Source organism: Comamonas jiangduensis (genome assembly GCF_030162955.1).
Taxonomy (GTDB): Bacteria; Pseudomonadota; Gammaproteobacteria; order Burkholderiales; family Burkholderiaceae_C; genus Comamonas; species Comamonas jiangduensis.
Map to the genome: position 1 here is coordinate 37,843 of NZ_JARXOV010000015.1, position 21,892 is coordinate 59,734.

Annotated in this window: 19 protein-coding genes and 5 pseudogenes; 15 read left to right on the forward strand and 9 right to left on the reverse strand. The window is 55.1% G+C overall.

What is annotated here, in order from left to right:
• Positions 1-289: 289 nt before the first annotated feature.
• On the reverse strand, positions 290-505 hold the full coding sequence (locus tag QEP12_RS12250) for an IS3 family transposase (protein ID WP_284214431.1): 216 nt from the start codon (positions 503-505) through the stop codon (positions 290-292).
• A 49-nt stretch (positions 506-554) separates the two neighbouring features.
• Here QEP12_RS12250 and QEP12_RS12255 point away from each other — a divergent pair.
• Positions 555-702: pseudogene (locus tag QEP12_RS12255) on the forward strand (IS3 family transposase); the annotation flags it as partial.
• Positions 703-794: 92 nt separating this feature from the next.
• Here QEP12_RS12255 and QEP12_RS12260 read toward each other — a convergent pair.
• Positions 795-959, reverse strand: a pseudogene (locus tag QEP12_RS12260) (IS3 family transposase); the annotation flags it as partial.
• A 68-nt stretch (positions 960-1,027) separates the two neighbouring features.
• On the opposite strand from QEP12_RS12260, the pseudogene QEP12_RS12265 reads away from it, so the two are divergent.
• The 6 genes and pseudogenes from QEP12_RS12265 to QEP12_RS12290 all read left to right on the forward strand — a co-directional run.
• Positions 1,028-1,186 (forward strand): annotated as a pseudogene (locus tag QEP12_RS12265) (IS30 family transposase); the annotation flags it as partial.
• Between the two features lie 4 nt (positions 1,187-1,190).
• Positions 1,191-1,466 (forward strand): annotated as a pseudogene (locus QEP12_RS12270) (transposase); the annotation flags it as partial.
• Between the two features lie 381 nt (positions 1,467-1,847).
• On the forward strand, positions 1,848-2,486 hold the full coding sequence (acuR, locus tag QEP12_RS12275) for an acrylate utilization transcriptional regulator AcuR (RefSeq protein ID WP_431308085.1): 639 nt from the start codon (positions 1,848-1,850) through the stop codon (positions 2,484-2,486).
• Between the two features lie 48 nt (positions 2,487-2,534).
• The gene (gene acuI, locus QEP12_RS12280; protein WP_284214432.1) at positions 2,535-3,518 is read left to right on the forward strand and encodes an acrylyl-CoA reductase (NADPH); all 984 of its coding nucleotides are present in this window, start codon (positions 2,535-2,537) and stop codon (positions 3,516-3,518) included.
• A gap of 42 nt (positions 3,519-3,560) precedes the next feature.
• On the forward strand, positions 3,561-4,160 hold the full coding sequence (locus QEP12_RS12285; protein ID WP_284214434.1) for a peroxidase-related enzyme: 600 nt from the start codon (positions 3,561-3,563) through the stop codon (positions 4,158-4,160).
• A 12-nt stretch (positions 4,161-4,172) separates the two neighbouring features.
• A complete protein-coding gene (locus tag QEP12_RS12290; RefSeq protein ID WP_174863226.1) occupies positions 4,173-4,520 on the forward strand; it encodes a carboxymuconolactone decarboxylase family protein in 348 nt (115 codons plus the stop codon).
• Between the two features lie 353 nt (positions 4,521-4,873).
• Here the strand turns inward: QEP12_RS12290 and QEP12_RS12295 are convergent, their stop codons facing one another.
• Positions 4,874-5,500, reverse strand: a complete 627-nt coding sequence (locus QEP12_RS12295) for a hypothetical protein (protein ID WP_284214435.1) — start codon at positions 5,498-5,500, stop codon at positions 4,874-4,876.
• A gap of 152 nt (positions 5,501-5,652) precedes the next feature.
• Here QEP12_RS12295 and QEP12_RS12300 point away from each other — a divergent pair, with 152 nt between their 5' ends.
• From QEP12_RS12300 to QEP12_RS12330, 7 genes and pseudogenes are all read left to right on the forward strand, one after another.
• Positions 5,653-6,834, forward strand: coding sequence for a hypothetical protein (locus QEP12_RS12300; protein ID WP_284214436.1), 1,182 nt, complete (start codon positions 5,653-5,655; stop codon positions 6,832-6,834).
• Positions 6,835-6,930: 96 nt separating this feature from the next.
• The gene (gene mntA / locus QEP12_RS12305; protein ID WP_217451199.1) at positions 6,931-7,341 is read left to right on the forward strand and encodes a type VII toxin-antitoxin system MntA family adenylyltransferase antitoxin; all 411 of its coding nucleotides are present in this window, start codon (positions 6,931-6,933) and stop codon (positions 7,339-7,341) included.
• Positions 7,334-7,750, forward strand: coding sequence for a type VII toxin-antitoxin system HepT family RNase toxin (hepT, locus tag QEP12_RS12310; protein WP_284214437.1), 417 nt, complete (start codon positions 7,334-7,336; stop codon positions 7,748-7,750). Before mntA ends, hepT begins: the two co-directional genes overlap by 8 nt.
• 207 nt (positions 7,751-7,957) lie before the next feature.
• Positions 7,958-10,759: a class I SAM-dependent DNA methyltransferase gene (locus QEP12_RS12315; RefSeq protein ID WP_284214438.1), complete on the forward strand. Its 2,802-nt coding sequence runs from the start codon at positions 7,958-7,960 to the stop codon at positions 10,757-10,759.
• On the forward strand, positions 10,756-12,876 hold the full coding sequence (locus tag QEP12_RS12320) for a DEAD/DEAH box helicase (protein ID WP_284214439.1): 2,121 nt from the start codon (positions 10,756-10,758) through the stop codon (positions 12,874-12,876). Before QEP12_RS12315 ends, QEP12_RS12320 begins: the two co-directional genes overlap by 4 nt.
• On the forward strand, positions 12,869-14,065 hold the full coding sequence (locus QEP12_RS12325) for a GIY-YIG nuclease family protein (protein WP_431308086.1): 1,197 nt from the start codon (positions 12,869-12,871) through the stop codon (positions 14,063-14,065). The genes QEP12_RS12320 and QEP12_RS12325 overlap by 8 nt, the downstream gene beginning before the upstream one ends.
• A gap of 451 nt (positions 14,066-14,516) precedes the next feature.
• Positions 14,517-14,621: pseudogene (locus QEP12_RS12330) on the forward strand (transposase domain-containing protein); the annotation flags it as partial.
• Between the two features lie 22 nt (positions 14,622-14,643).
• Here the strand turns inward: QEP12_RS12330 and cadR are convergent.
• Positions 14,644-15,063 carry a Cd(II)/Pb(II)-responsive transcriptional regulator gene (gene cadR, locus QEP12_RS12335; RefSeq protein WP_284214440.1) on the reverse strand — a complete coding sequence of 140 codons (420 nt, stop codon included), beginning with the start codon at positions 15,061-15,063 and terminating at the stop codon, positions 14,644-14,646.
• A gap of 55 nt (positions 15,064-15,118) precedes the next feature.
• Here cadR and QEP12_RS12340 point away from each other — a divergent pair, with 55 nt between their 5' ends.
• Complete coding sequence (locus tag QEP12_RS12340) at positions 15,119-16,219, forward strand: cation efflux transmembrane domain-containing protein (RefSeq protein ID WP_077446928.1); 1,101 nt, start codon at positions 15,119-15,121, stop codon at positions 16,217-16,219.
• A 426-nt stretch (positions 16,220-16,645) separates the two neighbouring features.
• Here the strand turns inward: QEP12_RS12340 and QEP12_RS12345 are convergent, their stop codons facing one another.
• From QEP12_RS12345 to QEP12_RS12365, 5 genes are all read right to left on the reverse strand, one after another.
• Positions 16,646-17,413 carry an oxidoreductase gene (locus QEP12_RS12345; protein ID WP_284214441.1) on the reverse strand — a complete coding sequence of 256 codons (768 nt, stop codon included), beginning with the start codon at positions 17,411-17,413 and terminating at the stop codon, positions 16,646-16,648.
• 85 nt (positions 17,414-17,498) lie between these two features.
• A complete protein-coding gene (locus QEP12_RS17025; protein ID WP_348521127.1) occupies positions 17,499-17,837 on the reverse strand; it encodes a helix-turn-helix domain-containing protein in 339 nt (112 codons plus the stop codon).
• A 118-nt stretch (positions 17,838-17,955) separates the two neighbouring features.
• Positions 17,956-18,990 carry a recombination directionality factor gene (locus tag QEP12_RS12355; RefSeq protein ID WP_284214442.1) on the reverse strand — a complete coding sequence of 345 codons (1,035 nt, stop codon included), beginning with the start codon at positions 18,988-18,990 and terminating at the stop codon, positions 17,956-17,958.
• 82 nt (positions 18,991-19,072) lie between these two features.
• The gene (locus QEP12_RS12360) at positions 19,073-20,119 is read right to left on the reverse strand and encodes a YqaJ viral recombinase family nuclease (protein ID WP_174864117.1); all 1,047 of its coding nucleotides are present in this window, start codon (positions 20,117-20,119) and stop codon (positions 19,073-19,075) included.
• Positions 20,120-20,253: 134 nt separating this feature from the next.
• Entirely contained in the window at positions 20,254-21,237 is a 984-nt protein-coding gene (locus QEP12_RS12365; protein ID WP_284214443.1) for a DUF932 domain-containing protein, read from the reverse strand.
• Positions 21,238-21,892 lie beyond the last annotated feature (655 nt).

Here is a 21,892-nt window from a genome sequence, read left to right on the forward strand (position 1 = left end):
TTGGATGGTTGAGGCAGTGGAAAAAACCCAGTGTTTGCAGAAATCGTTGTGGATACTCAGCATCAGATTAAGATTCAGCTGTCTCAAGTGATATTTTCGCAATCTTTGCTTGCGTTCGAGAGCTCAAGTTAGCTGTTGCCGAACCCTTGAAAAGAGCGCTTGTAATTAGGAAGCACGTGCTTGAGTTCACTAAAACGATTTTTTTGCCACGCCACACGACTCACGGTTCAGGCAAGTGAATCGCCCAAGGTTTGAACTGACCCTAAAAGTTGGACGTTTGCCTCCTTGCCTACCAGGCGGTGTTTTTCAGTCGGCATTCCAACAGGCTGAGTCCGCTCAATCTGAGCTTGATACGCTCATGGTTGTAGTAGTGAACGTAATCATTCACGCACGCTTCGTGCGCATCAATGCTGTTGGGCGCAGCAAGCCGGAAGTGCTCGGCCTTGATGGTGCCGAAGAAACTCTCAATTGTCGCGTCGTCAAAGCACTTGCCCTTGCGGCTCATGCTTTGTTTGACTCCACGTCGCTCGATACGGCTGCATCTGCCATCAATGAAAGCCGTTGAGTTCGCAGCGCTCGAATGGGTATCGTGGTTCGTTCAACCACCATCGCCAGCTTGAACCCATCGGGTACATCCCGCCTGCAAACGCTGAGGCAAACTACTATCGGCTACTCGCCAGTCAAGCGGTAATCCCCCCTTAAACCATTGCTCTGAGAAGTAGAGCTATGCGGCCATGGCAAGCCGCTGTTTAGGGGTGATGCCGCCCAATGAATCGCACCGGGTTTGGTGGAGGCTAGTTTGTTGAAGTGCAGGCGCTAGCCTTCACGGTATTGGCAACTTGCCGCCAGTAGTTTGCCTCAGCTTCCGCTGGCGGTATATGCCCTATGGACTCCAGCAATCTGCCGTGGTTGAACCAGTGCACCCATTGCAGTGTTGCCAGCTCCAGTGATTCCCGTGTTGGTAGATTCAACCGGTCGTCGCAACACCTTTAATCAGGAGGTGTTTATGGGACGTCCCGCAGGATGGATGAAGCAATTTACTGGCAGAGATGCCATGCGATCTCCTGGTGCTCCGTCACATCGACGTGAGATCGAGCGTCAGTTCTGGCTTCAGATTGCCAAGGGCATCACCAGCGAGAAAGCAGCCGAAGCTGTTGGCGCATCACAGGCGGTTGGGGCTCGTTGGTTACCGACGCATCAGTCGATGGGAGCACGAAGACGTAGTGGAACGTGCACAGCAGCGTTTAGATCAAATGCCAGACGCCATGATGGTGAGAAGGCGAACGGTAGAGCATGTGTTCGGCACGCTTAAGCATTGGATGGGTTACACGCACTTCTTGACCAAGCGGCTGCCCAATGTCGGCACTGAGATGAGCTTGAATGTGCTGGCCTACAACTTCAAGCGAGTGCTTTGCATTCTTGGGTTTGAGAGAACGATGGCGGCGATGCGTCTGGTGGGCGGATGAGCCCTTTTTATGCGGTGAAATTAGGTCTCAAAGGGCCTTGAAAGGCCGTTTTGGAGGGGGAGATCGTTCTTGGCGGGGAAAATCTTCGACGCCAGGAAATGCAGGAAATCTATCGATTCGTTGGCCAAGATGCTGATGAAGTTTTTGTGTTTCCACACAGCCTCGGTCGTTCTGAGACTGTCGCCTACCGGCCAGAATGGGAAGTTAGGCGTCTCGACCCCAACGCCCACTTCAGACTGGCTTCAGTCGTTCACATATGCCAATCGCTGCTGTTGTCAATACCGGGCGTTGACCTTGAATCGACCAGCCTTTCCTATCGCTTGGTCTCAATGCGATTTGTAATGGCTTGAATATTTAAACTGTTTGGTCTATATTCTTTAAATGCCAACAGATGTACCTCTCAAGCCCCGGCGGGGCAGGCCCCCAAAGTCGCGCGTCGACGAGGCCGACACGCGCGAGATGCTGATTCGGGCGGGGCTGGAGGTGCTGACCGAAAAAGGCTTTGCCACGGCCGCCATCGATGAGATCCTGGCTCGGGTGCGGGTGCCCAAGGGGTCGTTCTATCACTACTTCGCCAGCAAGGAAGCCTTTGGCATGGAGCTCATAGAGCGCTATGCCAGCTACTTTGCGTACAAGCTCGACAGCCACTTTGGCAACCAAACACTGGCGCCGCTGGCCAGGCTGGAGGCCTTTGTGGCGGATGCCGTGTCGGGGATGGAGCGCTACGACTTCAAGCGCGGCTGCCTGATCGGCAATCTGGGACAGGAAATGAACGGCCTGCCCGAGTCCTTTCGCAACCGGTTGGTGGAGGTCTTCAAGGACTGGGAAACGCGCACGGCAGCATGCCTAGACGCCGCCAAGGCACAGGGACAGGTGGCCCCCGCGGCCGATACGGCCGAGCTGGCCTGCGTGTTCTGGATCGGATGGGAAGGTGCGGTGCTGCGTGCCAAGCTGGAGCGCAGCGCCCGGCCGCTGCAGGCCTTTGCCCAATTTTTTGCTGCAGGCCTGCCTAGGGCCTGATTTTTTTATCTTTTACTAGACGATTAGTCTAAATACCAAGGAGTGCCGATGTTCAGTGGAATCTTGATCACCAAAGACGATGGCGGCTATCAGGCGCGGGGGCAGGGCATCGACGAGTCGCTGCTGCCCCCGGGGGATGTGCTGGTGCGCGTCTCGCACTCCACGGTCAACTACAAGGATGCGCTTGCTATCACCGGCAAGGGGCCGGTGGTGCGCAAGTTCCCGATGGTGCCGGGTGTCGATCTGGTCGGCCAGGTCGAACAGTCGTCCCACGCCGCTTTCAAGGAGGGAGACTGGGTCCTCCTCAACGGTTGGGGCGTGGGCGAAGTCCATTGGGGCGGTCTGGCGCAACGGGCCCGCCTGAGCGGGGATTGGCTGATTCCGCTGCCAGCCGGCTTCTCGCCCCGGCAGGCCATGTCCATAGGCACCGCAGGCTATACCGCCATGCTCTGCGTCCTGGCGCTGGAGCGCCATGGCATCCAGCCAGGCGATGGCGAGATCGTGATTACAGGCGCTGCGGGCGGTGTGGGCAGCGTGGCCATTGCCATCCTGTCCAGGCTTGGCTACTCCGTGGTGGCGGTGACCGGGCGCACCGATGAGGCCGACTACCTGCTTGGCCTGGGGGCCAAAGAGGTGCTGCCCCGCGCGCAGTTCGCAGAGCCCGGCAAGCCACTGGGCAAGGAGCGCTGGGCCGGCGCGGTGGACGTGGTAGGCAGCCATACCCTCGCCAACCTGTGCGCCACCACGCGCTACGGCGGCGTGGTGACGGCCTGCGGGCTGGCTGCGGGCATGGATTTCCCGTCCACGGTGGCGCCCTTCATCTTGCGGGGCGTGACGCTCGTCGGCATCGACAGCGTCATGCGGCCCAAGGCGGACCGGATCGAAGCCTGGTCGCGGCTGGCGACCGATCTGGATCTGCAAAAACTGGGTGCCATCTGCCACGAGGTGGCTTTGACCGATGTGATTCCGTTGGCGACGGAACTCTTGAACGGGCGGGTCAAGGGACGCATCGTCGTCGATGTGAACCGCTGAACCGCTTTCCCCTTATCGCCTGACAACCACTGGAGACATGCCATGACCCAAACCAACACCAACGTACACACCCACACTGGCGCCATCAGCCGCTTTCCGATTCCACGGCTGGAGGACATGCCCGAAGACATCCGCAGCCGGCTGGTGGCGGTGCAGGAAAAATCGGGCTTCATTCCCAATGTCTTTCTCACCTTGGCTTACCGCCCCGACGAGTTCCGTGCCTTCTTTGCCTACCACGATGCATTGATGGAACGCCCCAGCAACCTCACCAAGGCCGAGCGCGAGATGATTGTGGTGGCCACCAGTGCCATGAACCAGTGCCAATATTGCGTTATCGCCCACGGTGCCATCTTGCGCATTCGCGCCAAGAACCCGCTGATCGCCGACCAGGTGGCCACCAACTACCGCAAGGCCGACATCACGGACCGCCAGAAGGCCATGCTGGATTTCGCCATGAAGGTGTCGGCGACCGCGCAACTAGTGGGGGAGGCGGATATGGAGGCCTTGAAAAAGCACGGTTTCACCGAGGACGACATCTGGGACATTGCCGCTGTCTCTGCGTTCTTCGGCATGTCGAACCGGTTGGCCAACGTCACCAACATGCGGCCCAACGCCGAGTTCTATGCCATGGGGCGCGGCTGAAGGAGAGCCTGCATGTTTGCAAACTGGAAAGAGTATCTGCAGACCGGCCGCAAGATGGGGGCAGCCTTGCTCAAGGCCAACCCCAAGATGGTGACTGGCTTCCAGGCACTTAGCGCCGGGCAGAACGGCAATGGAGCGCTTGACGCCAGGACCAAGGAGTTGATCGCACTGGCCGTGGCCGTCACCACGCGGTGCGACAGCTGCATCGCCGCCCACGCACAAGCCGCCCGGCGCGCAGGCGTGACCGAGGCCGAACTGGCCGACGCGATGGGGACTGCGATTGCCCTCAACGCCGGGGCTGCCTACAGCTATGCCATGCGCACGCTGGAGGCCTACCAGCAGTTCGCGGAGCCTGCTTAGGTATTGTTGTTGCGGATGCCGCAGCTACTGACAATCGAAAGCGGCCAAATGGCCGCTTTTCCTTGCACAGCGGACATCGGTTGAGCGGGTACTGACGACAGCAACGGGTCGATAGCGCCAGCTCAGCACACGCCAAAGCAGTCACTTGGTGATCGTGAGATTCCACTGGCAGCTTTAAGGTGTAGAGCTGACCTTCTCTAAAGTCTTGGTGCAATGACTGCTTTCGGTAGCAGCAGTCATTGGTACTTCTGAAGCGAACGCCAGCAACCAGCCTAATACAGCCATTTGGAAATACCACACTGCATGCGATAACGACGTGACTGCCTAGTTGCTATCGTGGCAGTGTCGTTGTTTTACCCTTGTGCATAGGCTTCAGCAGTGATGTCACCAAGCTGCTCTTGAGATGGTTCTTTTCCAAATTTTTTCTCCAAGTTTTTTAGCAGCTTGATCTTGCTCGACACATCTTTGGTGTCAACAAGCCACTGGTCGATAAGCTTACCTTGCTCGTATTTGTCCAAGCCGCCTTCTTCCTTAAAAAAGCTTGGAGGCCCAGCTCGCCAAACACCTGTTTCGTCAGGATTTCTGATGCTCTTGATGTAGCCTTTGACTTCCCGTTTCTTGCCGCTCATCTTGGGCTCGGTGGCCTCTACAGCCTTTGCTGTAGGTGTGACACCAAGGGCTTTGGCGGCTGTCCGAATTTCGCTTTCGGAGTACAGATCAGTAATCGGCGGCACCCTTAAGCCGGCTTTAGTTAGCTCAGCAAACGAGATATCTTGTTCTTTGATGTCTTTGATCAATTGCGCAATGCACTGCTCTCGTTTAATTCGCGCGGAAATCTTTTTTTGGCGCAACTCTTGGAACTCAGCTTCTTGAGCTGCATCGGCCTTGCCATCGATGTAGAGCGCTGTTAGTTGCTGATATCTTTGCTCGTCAGTTTTGCTGAAAATCTTGCTGCTTGCTTGCGATGCTGGCTGTTCCATAGCTTCCTTCTAGGATCTCGTACGTACAGGGAGGTGGCTTTTGATTACTTGTCGGTCCCACCGATGTTACATGTGCGTGGTAGCTCAAAATCCAAACTCCATTCAGGTAAGCTCGCTTAACGTGCACCGTTGATGTCAGGGCATTCTGAGATATGGATTTGTTAAAAACCATCGAGCGAATGGAGCGCGATGTTGGGCTTGTTTTCAAACGATCGAACGTGCATCGGGATCTTTCTGCAGCAGGAGAGCTACGGCGTCCGCAGCGAGGAAAGCTCTTCCTGACAAAGGACTGGCATAACTCCTATCCTTGGCAGGTCCTTCGCATAGCGGTGCACACTTATCTCTCGATTGCAGCCAATGTATCAGGCCGTCACTTCAGCTGGAGTGATTCGAAAGATCGGATGGAATACAGCCCACTTGGGGAACGCCTTCTACTTTGCGTTGATCTGTACCGCTATGAGCAGGAAATGTTGATTCGAGACATCCGGGACTCATTACGTTCAGCAGCTTTCGTTGAGAGCGCACACTTCCTCTTGTTTCAGGAGCTCCTTGTTCAACAGGCTGACGCCATAAAGGGAGTAAAAGAATACCTGTATTTGGAACGCCATCGCTTCACTCGGGAAGATGCGGATGCTTTGCAGGAGCGCCTGGAAGAGGCTGTGAGGGCGCTTCGTGGAGCATCAGCGCAAAAACATAACAAAGCTCTTTACGATGAGGCTTACCATGCAGCCGAATCTATTGAGGACTACCTGAAGGGTTTGAGGGGTGCTCATCCTCAGCTTGAGGCTTTTGCATTTGAAATTTGCTTAGACACGCCAGAAGGAAATGAGCTTGCTGCTAGCCCGCTAGTCAAGCGTGCTCGTTATCAATTGTCCAGCGAGTTCCCAGAGAACTTTTTGGAAGCTTTGAAGCAAGCTGCAGCATTCGTTGGATACCTTAAAAAATTTGGCTCTGCTGAAATCAAAGGCCATCTGATCAAACTTTCAGCCACAGCCTGGGGGGAGCCGCGCTGTACGCTGCTCTTGTTGGGACCTGAAGTTAAGCAATTGTTGGCCAGTGGCACAACTCAGGCCTCCCAGCTTTCGCTGATATGGGCAGACTTCATGCTGGGTCCTCTTGGTGCACTGGAGGGGCGCTTAGGCCGCACCATGCAAGCTCCAGGTATCCGGCTTTTGTCAAACGGCGAATGGTGGCTATCGCAAAAGAACTCCAGCGCGTGGAAAGCTTTACAAGACTTTGTAGATCATGTTTTTGTGAAGGAATTGCCCTTCATGCGCTTGCGATTGCCCAGAGGAAGACGGGCATGGTCTAAAGGTAGGCGTCCTGATCGCTAGGCGTCGCAACCTGCGCCCAAGATATCCATGTTCATGCTGGCATACTTCAAAGAATAGTGGCCCTTTTTTTTGCCAAAGTCATTTATCGAGATATCCATGCCTGCCTCACGCCCCATTGATTTTTCCGCTGTAGTCGCTGCACTGAAGGACATGGTCCCTAGTCTGTCTGCTGTCTATGCCTTTGGCAGTCAGGTGAGTGGTGATGCGGGGCCTGAGAGTGATCTGGATGTTGCTTTGATGGCTGACGAGACTCTTGGTGCTGAGGCGCTTTGGGACCTCGCTAGTCGTTTAGCGGGGATTGTTGGCTGTCCTGTCGACTTGCTGAATCTACGCTCTGCCTCGACGGTTATGCAGTACCGGATTGTGACGACGGGCCAACGTCTGTGGGCCAGAGATGAGCAGGCAGCGCTCTATGAAACCTTCATCCTTAGCCAAAAGACAGCATTGGACGAGGCGCGCGCAGGCTTGCTGCAAGACATTCAAAAAACAGGGACCGTTTATGGTTGATGACGTACTCATTAACAAAGCAGCAACGATTGAGCGTTGCGTCCTGCGGGCTAAAGAGGAGTACGAAAAATCTCCATCTACATTTGCAGCCGACCACACCCGCCAAGATGCAGCGATTTTGAATGTGCAGCGTGCTTGTGAAGCCGCGCTGGACATGGGGCAGCACTTGATCCGACGCGAACGCCTAGGCATTCCTCAAAGTTCAAGGGATGTATTCACTCTGCTGGCTCAGGCCGGTTGGATTGAATCGGCACTTGCAGAGCGTTTGCAGAAGATGGTTGGCTTTAGAAATATTGCCGTGCACGACTACCAAGCGCTACAGCTACCCATCGTAGAAGCAGTGATCACTAAGCATTTGGGTGACTTCACGGCCTACAGCAAGGCACTTTTGCTGAAAGATGCAAGTTGAAATTACGAACCGTGCGCCCTGGGCCTTACTTTAGCCAAGCTAAAAAAACTTGAAAACCGCTGAGTAAGCAGTTTTTTTTTTGGTGATGCTCATGCAACAGGCTGCTTATTGTTAACAAGGAAGCTGAAACCTTCGGACATCGAGTATTTTTTGCTTCCCTTGCCTACGCTACCATTCAAGAAGAATGAGCAACACAGAAAAACAACGATGAATGCGGTCGAAATCGAATCAGCTGTATCGGATCTAGCAGCCCAACCCTTTGACGCTGCTGAGTTTCCCTACGCCTTCTTAGCGGCCTTTGGAAACAAGGAAACTACGCTCAAGCGTCTTCGCACAGGAAACAACAACGCCTCGGATGTGCCTAGCGGTGTTCTCCTGCGCAACAACATACACATTGCGGTGTGCGATGCAGGCACTGTGGGCAGCATGCTCCACACTCTGCGAGACAGCACAGCCACAACCAAGGCAAAAGCCAAGTTCATCCTGGCCACTGACGGTCAGACACTAGAAGCCGAAGAGCTGATCAGCGGCGAGACCATTGCCTGTGCCTTTCAGGACTTGCCCAACCACTTCGGGTTCCTGCTGCCGTTAGCAGGTATTTCCACGATCAAGGAGATCAAGGACAACCCCATCGACGTTCGAGCCACGGGGCGTCTGAACAAGCTCTACGTCGAATTGCTGCGTGAGAACCCTGACTGGGCCAAGGAAGAACGACGCAGCGACATGAATCACTTCATGGCACGGCTGGTGTTCTGTTTGTTTGCCGAAGACACGGACATCTTCAACGGCAAGGGCCTGTTCACCCAGACGGTGGACCAGATGAGCGCGAACGACGGAAGCAACACCCATGAGGTGCTTTCTCAAATCTTTCGTGCCATGAACATCAAGGTGGCCGAGCGTGCCAACGCTGATCCGCGCCTACCCAATTGGGCCAACGGCTTTCCGTATGTCAACGGGGGCCTGTTTTCCGGCAGCACAGAAGTGCCACGATTCACACGCATGGCCCGTACGTACCTGATGCACGCAGGGGCACTGAGCTGGCGCGAGATCAACCCCGACATCTTCGGCAGCATGATCCAAGCAGTTGCTGATGACGATGAGCGCGGCGCTTTGGGTATGCACTACACCAGCGTGCCCAACATCTTGAAGGTGCTGAACCCGCTGTTCTTGGACGACCTGCGCGCAGCTCTGGCTGATGCGGGCGACAACGAACGCAAACTGCTGAACCTGCGCAAGCGCATGGCCCGCATCCGGGTGTTTGACCCAGCCTGTGGGTCGGGAAACTTCTTGGTCATCGCGTACAAGCAAATGCGCGAGATCGAGGCGGAGATCAACCGGCGCAGGGATGAGCGGCACTTGCGCAGCGAGATTCCGCTGACCAATTTTCGCGGGATCGAGCTGCGGGACTTCCCTGCGCAGATTGCACGCCTGGCGCTCATCATTGCGGAGTTCCAGTGTGATGTGCTCTATCGAGGCCAGAAAGATGCGCTGGCCGAGTTCCTGCCGCTGGATGCTCAGAACTGGATCGTGTGCGGAAATGCGCTGCGATTGGACTGGCTATCCATTTGTCCACCCACAGGCACAGGGGTAAAGGTGGTGGGCGATGACCTCTTCAACACGCCTCTGGATCAAGCTGAAATCGATTTTGAGAACGAGGGCGGAGAGACATACATCTGCGGAAACCCTCCGTACCTAGGCCAGTCAGAAATGACTGAACAGGAAAAGGACGATCTTTCCGTGGTTTTCGCGGGCACGGACATCCAGTGGAAAGTGCTTGACTACGTCTTGGGTTGGTTCTGGAAGGCCGCAGAGATGTGCTTGCTGCACTCGACTCGTTGTGCCTTTGTGTCCACCAACTCGATCTGCCAAGGTCAGCAGGTGTCAGCATTCTGGGAATCAGCACTTGGCAAAGGTTTGCGCATAGATTTTGCGAGGACTTCCTTCAAGTGGAAAAACCTTGCAAAGAACAACGCCGGGGTGACGGTGGTTGTGATCGGCTTATCTACCCAACCCGGTGAATGCAAACTTTATGAGGAAGATGCTGAGGGAGGGCTGTTGGAGAGGCGAGTTGGTGTCATTGGCCCGTACCTCGTTCCAAACACGACCACTATTGTGCAGAAGGTCAGTGCGCCGCTGAACGGCCTCTTGCCAATGGACTATGGAAGCAAGCCTGCGGACGGTGGCGGGCTCGTCATCAAACTCTCGGATTACCTTGCGATTTCTGATAAGGGTGTGAATCGCTTTATCAAGAAATACCTGGGAAGCGATGAATACATTGATGGCAAAAGCCGATACTGTCTGTGGATATCTACCGAGCAACTATCCGAGGCTATGGAGTTTGCTTTTATCAAGGATCGAGTCGAGCTTGTGCGGAGCTTCCGGTCGCAGAGCAAAAAAGAGAAAACAAAACAGCAAGCCTCGACTGCTCACGCCTTTGCAGAGATCAGGCATGGCAGAGACTCGGGTTCGCGGATACCCCTGATAATTCCGATACATACAAGTGAAAACAGAGACTATCTACCCGTTGGTGCCCTAGAACAAGGCGCGGTGGTTTCTAACGCCGCTTTTGGTTTGTACGATGCGCCGCTTTGGAATATGGCGATCATTGCCTCCCACTTGCACCTTGTCTGGATTGGAACGGTTTGTGGGAAGATTAAGACTGACTTCCGCTACTCCAACACGCTTGGCTGGAACACCTTCCCCGTTCCATTGCTCACCGAGCAAAACAAGGCTGATCTCATACGTTGCGCCGAGGACATCCTACTGGCCCGTGAAGCCCACTTCCCAGCCACCATCGCCGATCTGTACGACCCGGAAACCATGCCGGACAACCTGCGTCACGCTCATGAGCGCAATGACGAAGTGTTGGAACGCATCTACATCGGTCGTCGATTCAAGAACGACACCGAACGACTGGAAAAACTGTTCGAGCTGTACACCAAGATGACTGCCGCAGACAAGGCCAAGCCTGCCGCCAAGGCAACCCGAGGGAGGAAGAAAAACGTATGAGCGATCAAGCAAGCAACCCGACCAATGCGTACACCGTGCCATCGGTGTCCATCACCACGGCACGCACTGGCGCATCGAGCAAGGCCAATGAGTTGGGCATGCGTGCCATGCAAGAGCGTGCCTATGCCAAACGTGGTGAGCAATACCTGCTGATCAAGTCTCCCCCGGCATCCGGCAAGTCCCGTGCCCTGATGTTCATTGCGCTGGACAAGCTGAACAACCAGGGCTTGCAACAAGCAATCGTGGTCGTACCTGAGCGCTCCATTGGTGGCAGCTTTGCCGACGAGCGGCTGACCCAGTTCGGCTTTTACTGGGACTGGAAGGTGGCCCCACAGTGGAATCTGTGCAATGCACCAGGCGGGGATGAGCCACGCACGGCGAAATCCAAAGTGGAAGCGGTGCGCCAGTTTTTAGCCAGTGATGACAAGGTGCTGGTCTGCACCCATGCAACCTTCCGCTTTGCCGTGGAGGAACTGGGCATCAATGCTTTCGACAACCGCCTGATCGCGATTGACGAGTTTCACCACGTATCCAGCAACCCAGACAACAAGCTGGGCAGCCAGCTGGGCGCCTTCATTGCCCGTGACAAGGTTCATTTGGTGGCGATGACGGGTTCTTACTTCCGTGGAGACAGTGAGGCGGTGTTGGGTCCGCAGGACGAATCCCGGTTTGAGACGGTGACCTACACCTACTACGAGCAGCTCAATGGCTACCAGTGGCTCAAATCGCTGGACATCGGCTACTTCTTCTATACCGGGGCCTACGTTGATGCGGTGAACAAGGTACTCGACCCGGCGCTCAAAACCATCGTCCACATCCCCAACGTGAATGCGCGTGAGAGCTTGAAAGACAAGCAGCGCGAGGTGGACGAGATCATGCACGGCCTGGGTACGTGGAAGGGTGTGGACCCCAACACTGGCTTTCACTTGGTCGAATCATCACAAGGCCGAATCTTGAAGGTGGCGGACCTCGTTGACGACAGTGATCAGGCGAAGCGCTCTCGCGTACTGTCAGCGCTGAAAGACCCAGCCCACAAAAATGACCGTGACCATGTGGACGTGATCATCGCGCTGGGCATGGCCAAAGAAGGCTTTGACTGGATTTGGTGCGAGCATGCATTGACCATTGGCTACCGCAGCAGCCTGACGGAAATCGTGCAGATCATTGGCCGCGCAACCCGCGATGCAAAGGGCAAAGAGCGGTCAAGGTTTACCAACCTGATTGCAGAGCCCACCGCAGAGCAATCAGCCGTGGCTGAGGCTGTAAACGACATGCTCAAAGCCATCTCAGCCAGCCTGTTGATGGAGCAGGTGCTTGCACCCCGCTACGAATTCACGCCAAAGAACGCTGGCCCTCAGGAAGGCTTTGACTATGGTGAAGAGGGCTACAAAGAAGGCGGGCACAACATCGGGGTGAACACGGAGACGGGCCAGATTCACTTGGAAATTACCGGTCTAACCAAACCTGAAACACCCGAGGCAACGCGAATTTGCAAGGAAGACTTGAACGAAGTCGTCACCAGCTTTCTGCAAGACAAGACAGCACTTGAGCGCGGACTGTTCGACAAAGAGAACACGCTGCCCGAGGAGCTGACGCAACTGCGCATGGGAAAGATCGTCCGCGAGCGTTATCCCGACCTGAGCGATGCCGATCAAGAGGCCATCCGCCAGCACGCCATTGCCGCAATGAACATTACTCAGCAAGCGAAGTTGGCTTTGGCTCAGGCAGATGCCAACGGTAGTGGCACTGGGCAAGGAAGCACCGCCCTGATCGATGGTGTGCGCAAGTTTGTCAACGTGAAGGACTTGGACATCGACCTCATCGACCGTATCAACCCATTTGATGCTGCTTACGTAGTGCTTGCTAAGGCTATGGATGAGAAGTCGCTGCGTCAGGTGCAAGCCGCGATTGCAGCCAAGAAGGTAAGCCTAACTGAGGAGGAGGCGCGTGACCTTTCCAAGCGTGCTTTGCAGTTCAAGAATGAGCGTGGCCGCTTGCCGGACATCAACTCTGCCGATGCTTGGGAAAAGCGTATGGCTGAGGGCGTGGCGGCTTTTGCCCGCTATCGCTCACTGGCTAAATCCGCTCAGGCGCAAGGAGCTGTGAGTAATGGCTGATATGAATGATGACGACCTGCTGGATGCGCTGGGTGTAGAGGTTGCCCCGCTCAAAACCTCTAGTCGTACCCCGCGCGAAGAGCGCATCGTTGCAGGTTTTGAAGACATTCTGCGTTTTCATCAAACCCATGGTCGAGCACCTCAGCACGGTGAAGGGCGTGACATCTTTGAACGGCTTTACGCGGTTCGCTTAGATCAACTGCGCAAGCTGCCAGAGGCCCACGCATTGCTGGCAGAGCTCGATACACCCAAGTTGCTCGAAGTTAATCAGGTTCCGGCCGTGGATATTGATGCGCTTGACGAGGACGCGTTGCTCGCTAAGTTGGGTATTGGCGAGGAGGTGGCAGAGGTTGGTGATATCACTGTGCTACGGCATGTTCGGTCCAGTGTGGAAAAACGTGCTGCAGAGGAAGTGGCTGAGCGTAATATCTGTGAGGACTTTGAGCGATTCCGCCCGTTGTTTGAACAGGTTGAACAGGATCTGAAGTCGGGTGTGCGTAAAACGCTTCGTTTCGGGCGTGATGCCAGTGTGGCCGAGGGCAACTACTTTATTTTGGGTGGACAACTTGCTTATGTTGCAGAGGTCGGTGAGACGATCAAAGCACCCAATGGCGACAATGATGCGCGTCTGAGAGTCATTTATGCCAACGGTACTGAAAGCAACTTGCTGCTCCGTTCTTTGCAGCGTGCGCTCTATAAAGACGATACAGGTAGGCGACTGACCGACCCCGATATGGGCCCGTTGTTTAGTGGCGAAGTAGAGCCAGAAGACATTGAGACTGGCACCATTTACGTTCTGCGCAGCAAGTCAGAGCATCCGTTTGTGGCTCAACATCGCGAGCTGATTCACAAAATCGGAGTGACAGGGGGCAAGGTCGAGACTCGGATTGCGGGTTCCGAAAACCAAGCAACATACTTATTGGCTGGCGTGGAAATTGTCGCAACCTACAAGCTTCACAACGTCAACAGAGTGAAGCTGGAAGCACTGTTTCACCGCGTGTTTGGTGCTGCGCAACTAGACCTCACCCTGGAAGACCGTTTTGGCAAGCCGGTGAAGCCGCGTGAATGGTTTCTTGTGCCTTTGCATGTGATTGATGAGGTGGTTCAGAAGGTTGTGGGTGGATCTATTACTGATTTTGTATATGACCCACAGTCGGCCAGCCTGATTCGATCACCGGTTCATGGATAGCTTTCGACTTCGCGTAACCGCGTCTTCACTTGTATTGAACTGCTGCTGTTTGGCACAGATCAGCTATCCATGCCATGTACCCGATGGGCAGCAATTGCTACAAAGCCAATCTAGGAGAAGACGGTTTTAGGCGGACTGCAGTCGTCCCGTTTTCGTGGATTGATGATCGCTAAAAGCGGTAGTCGTCATTGGGCTAGTCGCATCCTCTGCTCCGTCATAAAGTCCGAGCATTGGGCAGAACTTTTCATGGTGACCAAGTTCCGTGGTTCCACGCAGGTCGAAGGCCCCTCTCATGGGGTGAGAACTGTCGGTGCCGACCCACTGCTGCCGTTCGAGCCTCGTGGCCGGGTCGTTAGTCATGCCTTGATCTATGGTGCTGTGGGTAGCGTAGCTGATCAATTCAATCTACGCTTTAGCAACTTATAAAGCAGTTAGTTTGTATTTTTTATTGAATGATCCCTATGCGTATCTCAAGGACGTTTTGGCTCGCTTGCCGACGCAACGGGTTAGCCTGGTTCACGAGTTGCTACCGCATCGTTGGTTCGCACCGAGCTGAATGTCGTTATTTGAGGCTCCGCTCAGCGAACGGTTGGCCAGCTTGCCCCAGTGGCGCTGCGCAGCGATTCAAGTGCACCGCAATCGCCAACGCATACCCCTCCCGCACAGGTACTGCGGATGGCACGCAGTTGCTTGCGCAGCGCCTGCAACTCGGCGATTCGCTGCTCTACCAAGCGCATTTGATCGTCTAGCAAGGCATTGACCTCGTCGCAGGACATGGCGGGGTCGTCCTGCAACTGCAGCAGAGCCCGGATATCGTCGTGCGACATGTCCAGCGAGCGGCACCGAACGATGAAGGCCAACCTGTCGACATGCTGTTGGCCATATTGCCGATAGTTGTTGGCGGCCCGCAGGGGCGTCTGCAGAAGGCCCTCTGCTTCATAAAAGCGCACCGCGGGAACGGAGCACCCTGCCAATGACGATAGTTCACCGATTTTCATATTTGCCTACCTACCGCTTGACTCTACAGCTACTTGAGGGTTTCTAATACGGGACATGAGTACATGTCAAAGCAGTAGCTGCTCGAGCAGTTGCAATTCGCAGACGGTCGACGAGGCGCCAAGCGCCATTGCTTCCGTGGAGAGCACATTTTCAGTTCCGGGAATGGACTGCCCCTCCGAGGAGAACCTCATTCGCATGGCGCTGGGTGGTCTGACCGGGGTTGGGCCGATGACCTTCGATCTGGCCCATCGGCAGCTCCGGGTGGTGCACTCGGGCGAGCCCGCCAGGATCGCCCAGAAGCTGACGCCCCTGAACTTGGGTGCGGTTCTGCTGACAAGCGAGAGGCGCACCGAAGGCGGGCAGTGGAAGACGCGTTTCTCCGTGCCGAAGATGGATTGCCCGTCGGAGGAGAATCTCATTCGGATGGCGCTGGCCGATGCGTCGGCTGTTGCGGCACTGGACTTCGATCTGAAGGACCGTGTACTCACCGTGCAGCATGGGGGAAGTACGCAAGAGCTGCTGGGCCGTCTCATCCCTCTCAACCTCGGCGCGCAAGTGTTGGACAGCGTGCAAAGCGACGAGTCTACGGCCCCAGACGCAGAGGGGAATGCCTCTGAGGCTCGGACCTTAAAGCTGCTGCTCGCTATCAACGGTGCGATGTTTGTCTTTGAGTTGATCGTTGGCCTGATCGCCCAGTCCACAGGTCTCATAGCGGACTCGCTTGACATGTTCGCCGATGCGGCGGTCTACGGACTGGCGCTCTATGCGGTGGGCCGCGCCGCCGCCTTGAAGATGAAGGCAGCGCACATCGCTGGTTGGTTGCAAGTCGTGCTTGCGCTTGGCGCGCTTTTGGAGGTCGTTCGGCGGGCAGTTGTGGGAAGTGAGCCGGCGTCCATGCTCATGATGAGTATCGGGCTGGTCGCATTGATCGCCAACGTCACCTGCCTGGTGCTGATCGCCAAGAAGCGGGATCGGGGCGCCCACATGACGGCAAGCTACATTTTTTCTGCGAATGATGTGATCGCAAACGCGGGGGTGATAGTCGCTGGTGTTTTGGTCGCTTGGACGGGCTCCTCGTACCCTGACCTCGTGATTGGCGCAGTCATTGCGCTGATAGTGCTCAGCGGTGCCCGGCGCATCCTGAACCTCCGATAGCCAATCTAGCGGCATCCCACACCGATGCCTAGCCAAGGTGGGATGGCCGGCCGCTTACCGATGGCTGGAGCAGCAAGCATCATCTGTATGCCATACATCGCATAGTCAGCAAGGGCCCCAGAGCGTGGGCCTCCTTTGGACGCTCCAATGATGAGAGTACAGATCCGTAAACCGATGTAGTACACCCCAATAGCCACCACGTCGATAAGTAGCAGCAATTTGAAAAATTTCGGTGCACAACCCCAAAAAATTAAAAAAACGATGATCGCTAGGAAGATGTGCATCTGTCTTTGAGCCTTTCAGTCCGCTTTGTATTGACGAATGAGGACTCAGGGAAAAGCGCTTGGCTAGTCATCATCCAAGCTAAAAAACAAAGCTGATGTTCCACATGCCCAACGCACAAGGCGTTGAGCAGTAGATCAGTTTTTACCCCGCATTGAGTGCCCGCCAGCCGTTATCGGTTTTGCGCATGGTGACGATGCCTTGCATTTGGATCTCGTACTCCTTGAACCAGTACGTCGGGTCTTGATGGCTCTGCGCGGCCTGACGTGGTGCATTAAAAATTCCTCGCATGAACTTCAGGTAAGTACCGCTTGGGCAACCTTTGAGGTAGAGGGATTCCACCGCTGTATCAGCATGCGGGTAGATCTTGCCGTGAGGTTGTTGTTGTCGCAATGTGGAGCGGTCGGCGTACAGCTGTTCTAGCTCGTCCTTCTTCTGTTGCCAGATTGCGGGCGGTGGATTGAGCTGTTTCCATTGTTTGACTGCCATCTCATACTCTTGCAGGCGGCTGCCGTATGGGTAATCCGATCCATCATTGGAAAATTGATTGGGTCGAGGGCCTTGAGCTTCGTATTCCTTGTAAAGACGACCAACCTCCTCATGCAGCGGCCCTTCTTGCTTGTTGTAAGCAGCCATGGCAGCTAGCCAGGTCAGCTTACTTTCCTTCTCTTGCTCGTAAGTTTTCAAGAGCGCTTTGAGCATGCTGGGATCTTTGAGCTCAATGTTGTAGGTGAACTCGACCTTGTAGTAGCCATCCTCCTCATAGCCATTGGTTTTTTTGATGTCAACGATCTCGATGTTTTGGCAACTGGCGAAGTTGGGCTCCAGAAACTTTTCTACATCTGCTGTGTCAGGTGCTGAGCTGCAGCCAGCCAATGCCAAGGCTGAGCAAATAAGTAGTTGTTTTTTCATATATCCCTCTCTTGGGTGTTATCTTCAATCGGAAACTTGCATCAGCCCATCCTCTAACCAGGGAGGCGAAGCAGGGTGATGGGCTTTATGAGGACTTGCGTGGAATGCCTTGCAAGTAGTGCGGAGCAAACCCGTTCAACTGCACAGTTTTGAGTTGCACGTTGATGTCTCGAAACTGTGCATCGAGAGCCAGGAAAAACTCCGAGGGCTTCATGTGCAGGGCGGCGATGATGCGTTCGATATTGGCCAGCGTCACATTGCGCTCGCCACGCTCCACACCACCCATGTAGCTGCGATCCAAGCCGCAGTAATGCGCAAAACCCTCTTGAGAAAATCCCTGTGCTTTGCGGCACTCACGCACGGCATTCCCGAAAGCCTTGAGCAAGGGGGAGCGGTCTGCATCGGTCATTGGTTTGCTTGCCATGGGGCGCAATGGTTACGATTCGTAGCAGTCTTGACCACAGTGCATCTGCACACGTGACAAAGCATCACGGTGTGCAAATACACGGTGTTAAACACTACGGTCTATGCGATCACGGTCTTTAAGATGACGGACTATGCGTACCATGGCGCAGCCGGTTTGGGGTGCCATCATCGGCGACCTCAATGCCAGAGCCAGTGAGCGTTGGACTGCCATCGGGATAAAACTCCTCCACAATCTCAGCGACTTCATCCGGTGCATCTTCGAAGCAGCCATTGGCAAAGCCGTGGCGTGCAGCACTGTCCAATCCCATCTGATCAAAGCCTGCAGCCAAGCGCTCTGCAGCCAAGTCCTTGGCTTGCCCAATGGCAGCATTGAGCGATAGCCCTGAGCGCACGACCAAGTCTGCGTAATAAATGGCTGCGCGGTGTGACTGCGTAGTCGATTTGCCCCGCAGCTTGAGCTCCAACGGCATACAGGCCAGGTGCCCACCAGAGACAGCAGCGAAGTACTGCAGGCGTGCAGCCAAGGTACGAATGCTGTTAAAGCCCGTGGTGCGAAACACAAAGCTGCCCAATTCATCGCTGTCACCGATGCTGACGTTCAGCCGCCCATAAGGCTTGCAGTTACCCAGCCCAAAACGACAGCTATCAGGACCGGGACATTCCATCGTCTCCAGCCCTTGATCCGTGACGCGCTTGCAGCTCTCCCCGTCACCCACGCAGACAGGACGCGCTGTGCTGCGGTCAAACATGCAGTAGTTGGCTCGCAGGTTCAGATCAGGGTCATTGAACAAGACGCGCACGGGAATGCTGCGCAGCTTCCGTCGTGGAGAGCTAGCTTCTGCAGGCGCTTGACCTGCAACCCCCATCTTGTCTTTGAGCGTGCGCTTGGCACTGCGTGCGGGAATACTTTCACTTTGACTGTCGGAAGGCTCAGCGCCTTCCTTTATGCCGCCAACGGTGAAGGCATCTGGTTGGCTTTGGCGCAAAGCCTCATCCAACGGGTGTAGCACCCATTGTCCGCGCTGCTGGACTTGGGTGGTGATGGTGAATTCATCGTCTTTCTCTGGCAGGCGCTTGCCATTCTTTTCCACGACTTTGCCAATAGAAATTCGGCCAATGACGGGCGGGGTAATCATCAAACCTTTGATCATGTTTTGCTCCAAAAAAAGAAAGCTCCCGGTGGCATGGGCCACAGGGAGCGAGAGGGGGATGGATGTGGGAAGGATGGTCAGCTCAAGCTGGATACACGCAAAACCGCCGAGATCCAGGCCGTGTGGTGAGGTAGGCTTTGGACAGCTCGGGATGGTCTTTGACGAACTGCGCTGTGTCGAAGGCTTGCCCGTCTTTGCTGCGCCTCCAGGTCACGCTACCACCACAGGCAAACGTGGCTTTGCCTGCTTCGCCCATGTGGATCTGAATGGCCTGGCGCAGGCGTACTTCTTGCTTTTGAGCGGCATCAAGCTGCTCCCGTGCAATCAGCAAGGCGTCGAACGTGGCATTGAGCTCTGGGTTGTCACTCATGTCCACTTCTTCACCGCCACTGTTGGGATAGAGGCAGCGCAGCGCTTTCTCAGCACTGTCAGAGCCATCTCCAGCTGGTGGCGTGTTGCCCTCCACCATCTCCCAGAAGGTGTGTTCCATCTCTATCAAGCGGGCAATCAATGCCTCATCCCGCTCAATGCGGAAGATGCGCAGCTCTTGTCCCCCAATGAGTACAGCCACATCCGCTGCCTTGTAGCCTGTGACGGCCAGCTGGTGCATGACCTGCAACTGCACGTACTCAGGCACGCCATCCTTCCAAAGGCGTGCACCGTGGATGCCTGCAGTCTTGCACTCCAGAATTTGCACCTCGGATGAACCAACCACCTCACGATCCACATTGGCCAGCATCCAAGGATGCTTTGGATGCTGCAGCACGGCATTCACACGGCGTACCTTGTTCCCTGTACGCTTGGTGTAGTGGGCAGCCACTATGGGCTCTAGCAACGTACCCCAGAACATGGGGCTGGTGTCATCGTTGGGGTCTACAGCAGGCAGCAAGTCAGCCTTGCCCGTCTTATGCATCCACAGCTCCAGCTGGGACTGATAAGGGTTAAGGCCCACTGCTGTAGCGGCATCGGAGCTACCAATGCCTGTGCGGCGAACTTCCAGCCAATCGTCTCTGGCTAAATCCTTGGTCGAGACCAGGCGCAAAGCAGCCCCTTTGCGGGTGGCAGGTGCACGTGCGGTAGACAGACTTTGCAGATCTAGATTGGCATTGCTGAGCAAGTGAACAGACATACAAATCTCCTTGGCCCGCAGAAATTGCGGGCATAAAAAACCGCCTTAGAAGGCGGTTCGTGGTGGTGGAAAGTAGATGGGAAAGCCCAGAGGAGAAGGCCAGTAGGGCCATGTAAGCCAGCGTCTGAGCATGATCAAGACACCAGCTGCAAAGCGTGGTCCAAAGCACGCTGCTTGATCACAGCACCTTGGCCAAACCAAGCGCTGTCGAGACGGTTGTCTTGGCTGCGGGCTTGTTTTTCATGGTCGATGAACTCGGTTACAGAGCACAGTAGGCCCCAGGCAGTGTCCTTGGCTGCGTGCATCTCGGCTCCCCGCCCATGGCCTTCGTAGAGCATCTGCACTTTCTTGAGTGCCCGCTCATTGGTCAGACCCACAGACAAGTCAGAGTGGGCATCTGTGTTGCAGATCACCTTGAGGAAGTAGTTCATCGCCTCGTGGGTTTTGACCTTGCGTTCAGCCAGTGTCTTCATGCGGTACATAAAGCTGTCCCACTGGCCAACTGCAACCCCCAACTGGCGTTTAACGGCCTGGGGATCAAACGAGGTGCTATGTGGCACCTTGACTGCACCCACGCCATCACGCAACGCAATAGTGAGTGTGTTGTTGCACACCACCCTCACCGTAGTAGGCATGGCCACCGTTGCCAGGGACCCATCACAAGACGTAGCCAGCAGCAAATAGCCATTGACCACATCGTTGCCCTTCAAAGCTACAGACTTGCCAGTACGAGCCAAGGCCCAGAACTTGCGGCCAGCTTTGAGCACTCCTGCCGTTTCCAGCTCATAGCCAGCCACCTCTGTCAGGTCGCGGTAGAACTCAAGCACCTCACGGGGCTGCACCACGTTATAGCGACTGCCAACGACGGAGAGTGGTGCTTTGGTATCGCTGCGGTACAGGACTTTCTGTTCAGGGAACTCTTTCGGTTCTGCGTAGAGTCCGCCAAGACCTGAATCGCTGTCTGAAGCCAGGTATCGCACTGGCGTTTCTTGAATGCGCCAATTCATACCTGCAGCTTGTGCCCAGACATCGATGCTTTGTTTGGCAGGCAAAGCGTTGCCAAGTTCATGCCAAGGGGTTTGGCCAGCATAGGCCATGGTTTCAATAAGGTGTGCCATCATGAGTTCCTTTGTTTTATAAATGAGACGTATTCAATAAAAAGACTATGAAAGTTGGTATTTCTGGGTACCTAGGTCTTAAAAGTTCTTTGGCAGTTACTGCACCGAAAGTTATCAAAGAGCATGAGGTCAATTTTTGCCCCCGCTTTAGCTCCAAATTCACAACCCACAGCGGCGGCACTCAGTGCCGCGACCACGGCACCGGCTACCCCTGTAAAGGCAAATCCTGACGCTATAAGAGCAGGGGTAGCGAGCTTTGCAATGGGTAGCCCTTTGACCGATGCGTGAAAGCCTCCTGCAGCACCTACAAGACACCCAATCATGGCGCAGGTATACGTTGCTGGTGCTCTAGGTAGAGCTTCTGGGTGCTTGCAATAGGGGCAGGCAGACTGTGGCGGGATTGATAATTCCAAATTGATCTCCTTCAAGCAGCAGCAAAAAAGCCCCTGTGCAGAGACACAGGGGCTTATGAGATAGGGTTGATGAGGATCTGTAGAAGATGTCCTCAGATCAGTGATATGTGGCTGACTTTTTTTTCATTCAAATTGTCAGTGACAGATATAGGCGTGGGGCTCGTGTCATAGAGCTACACTTGCGGACCTCGTTGAGGTTCTTGCGGACCGAATGCAGATAGCTCCTCTCAAGAGGACGTTTC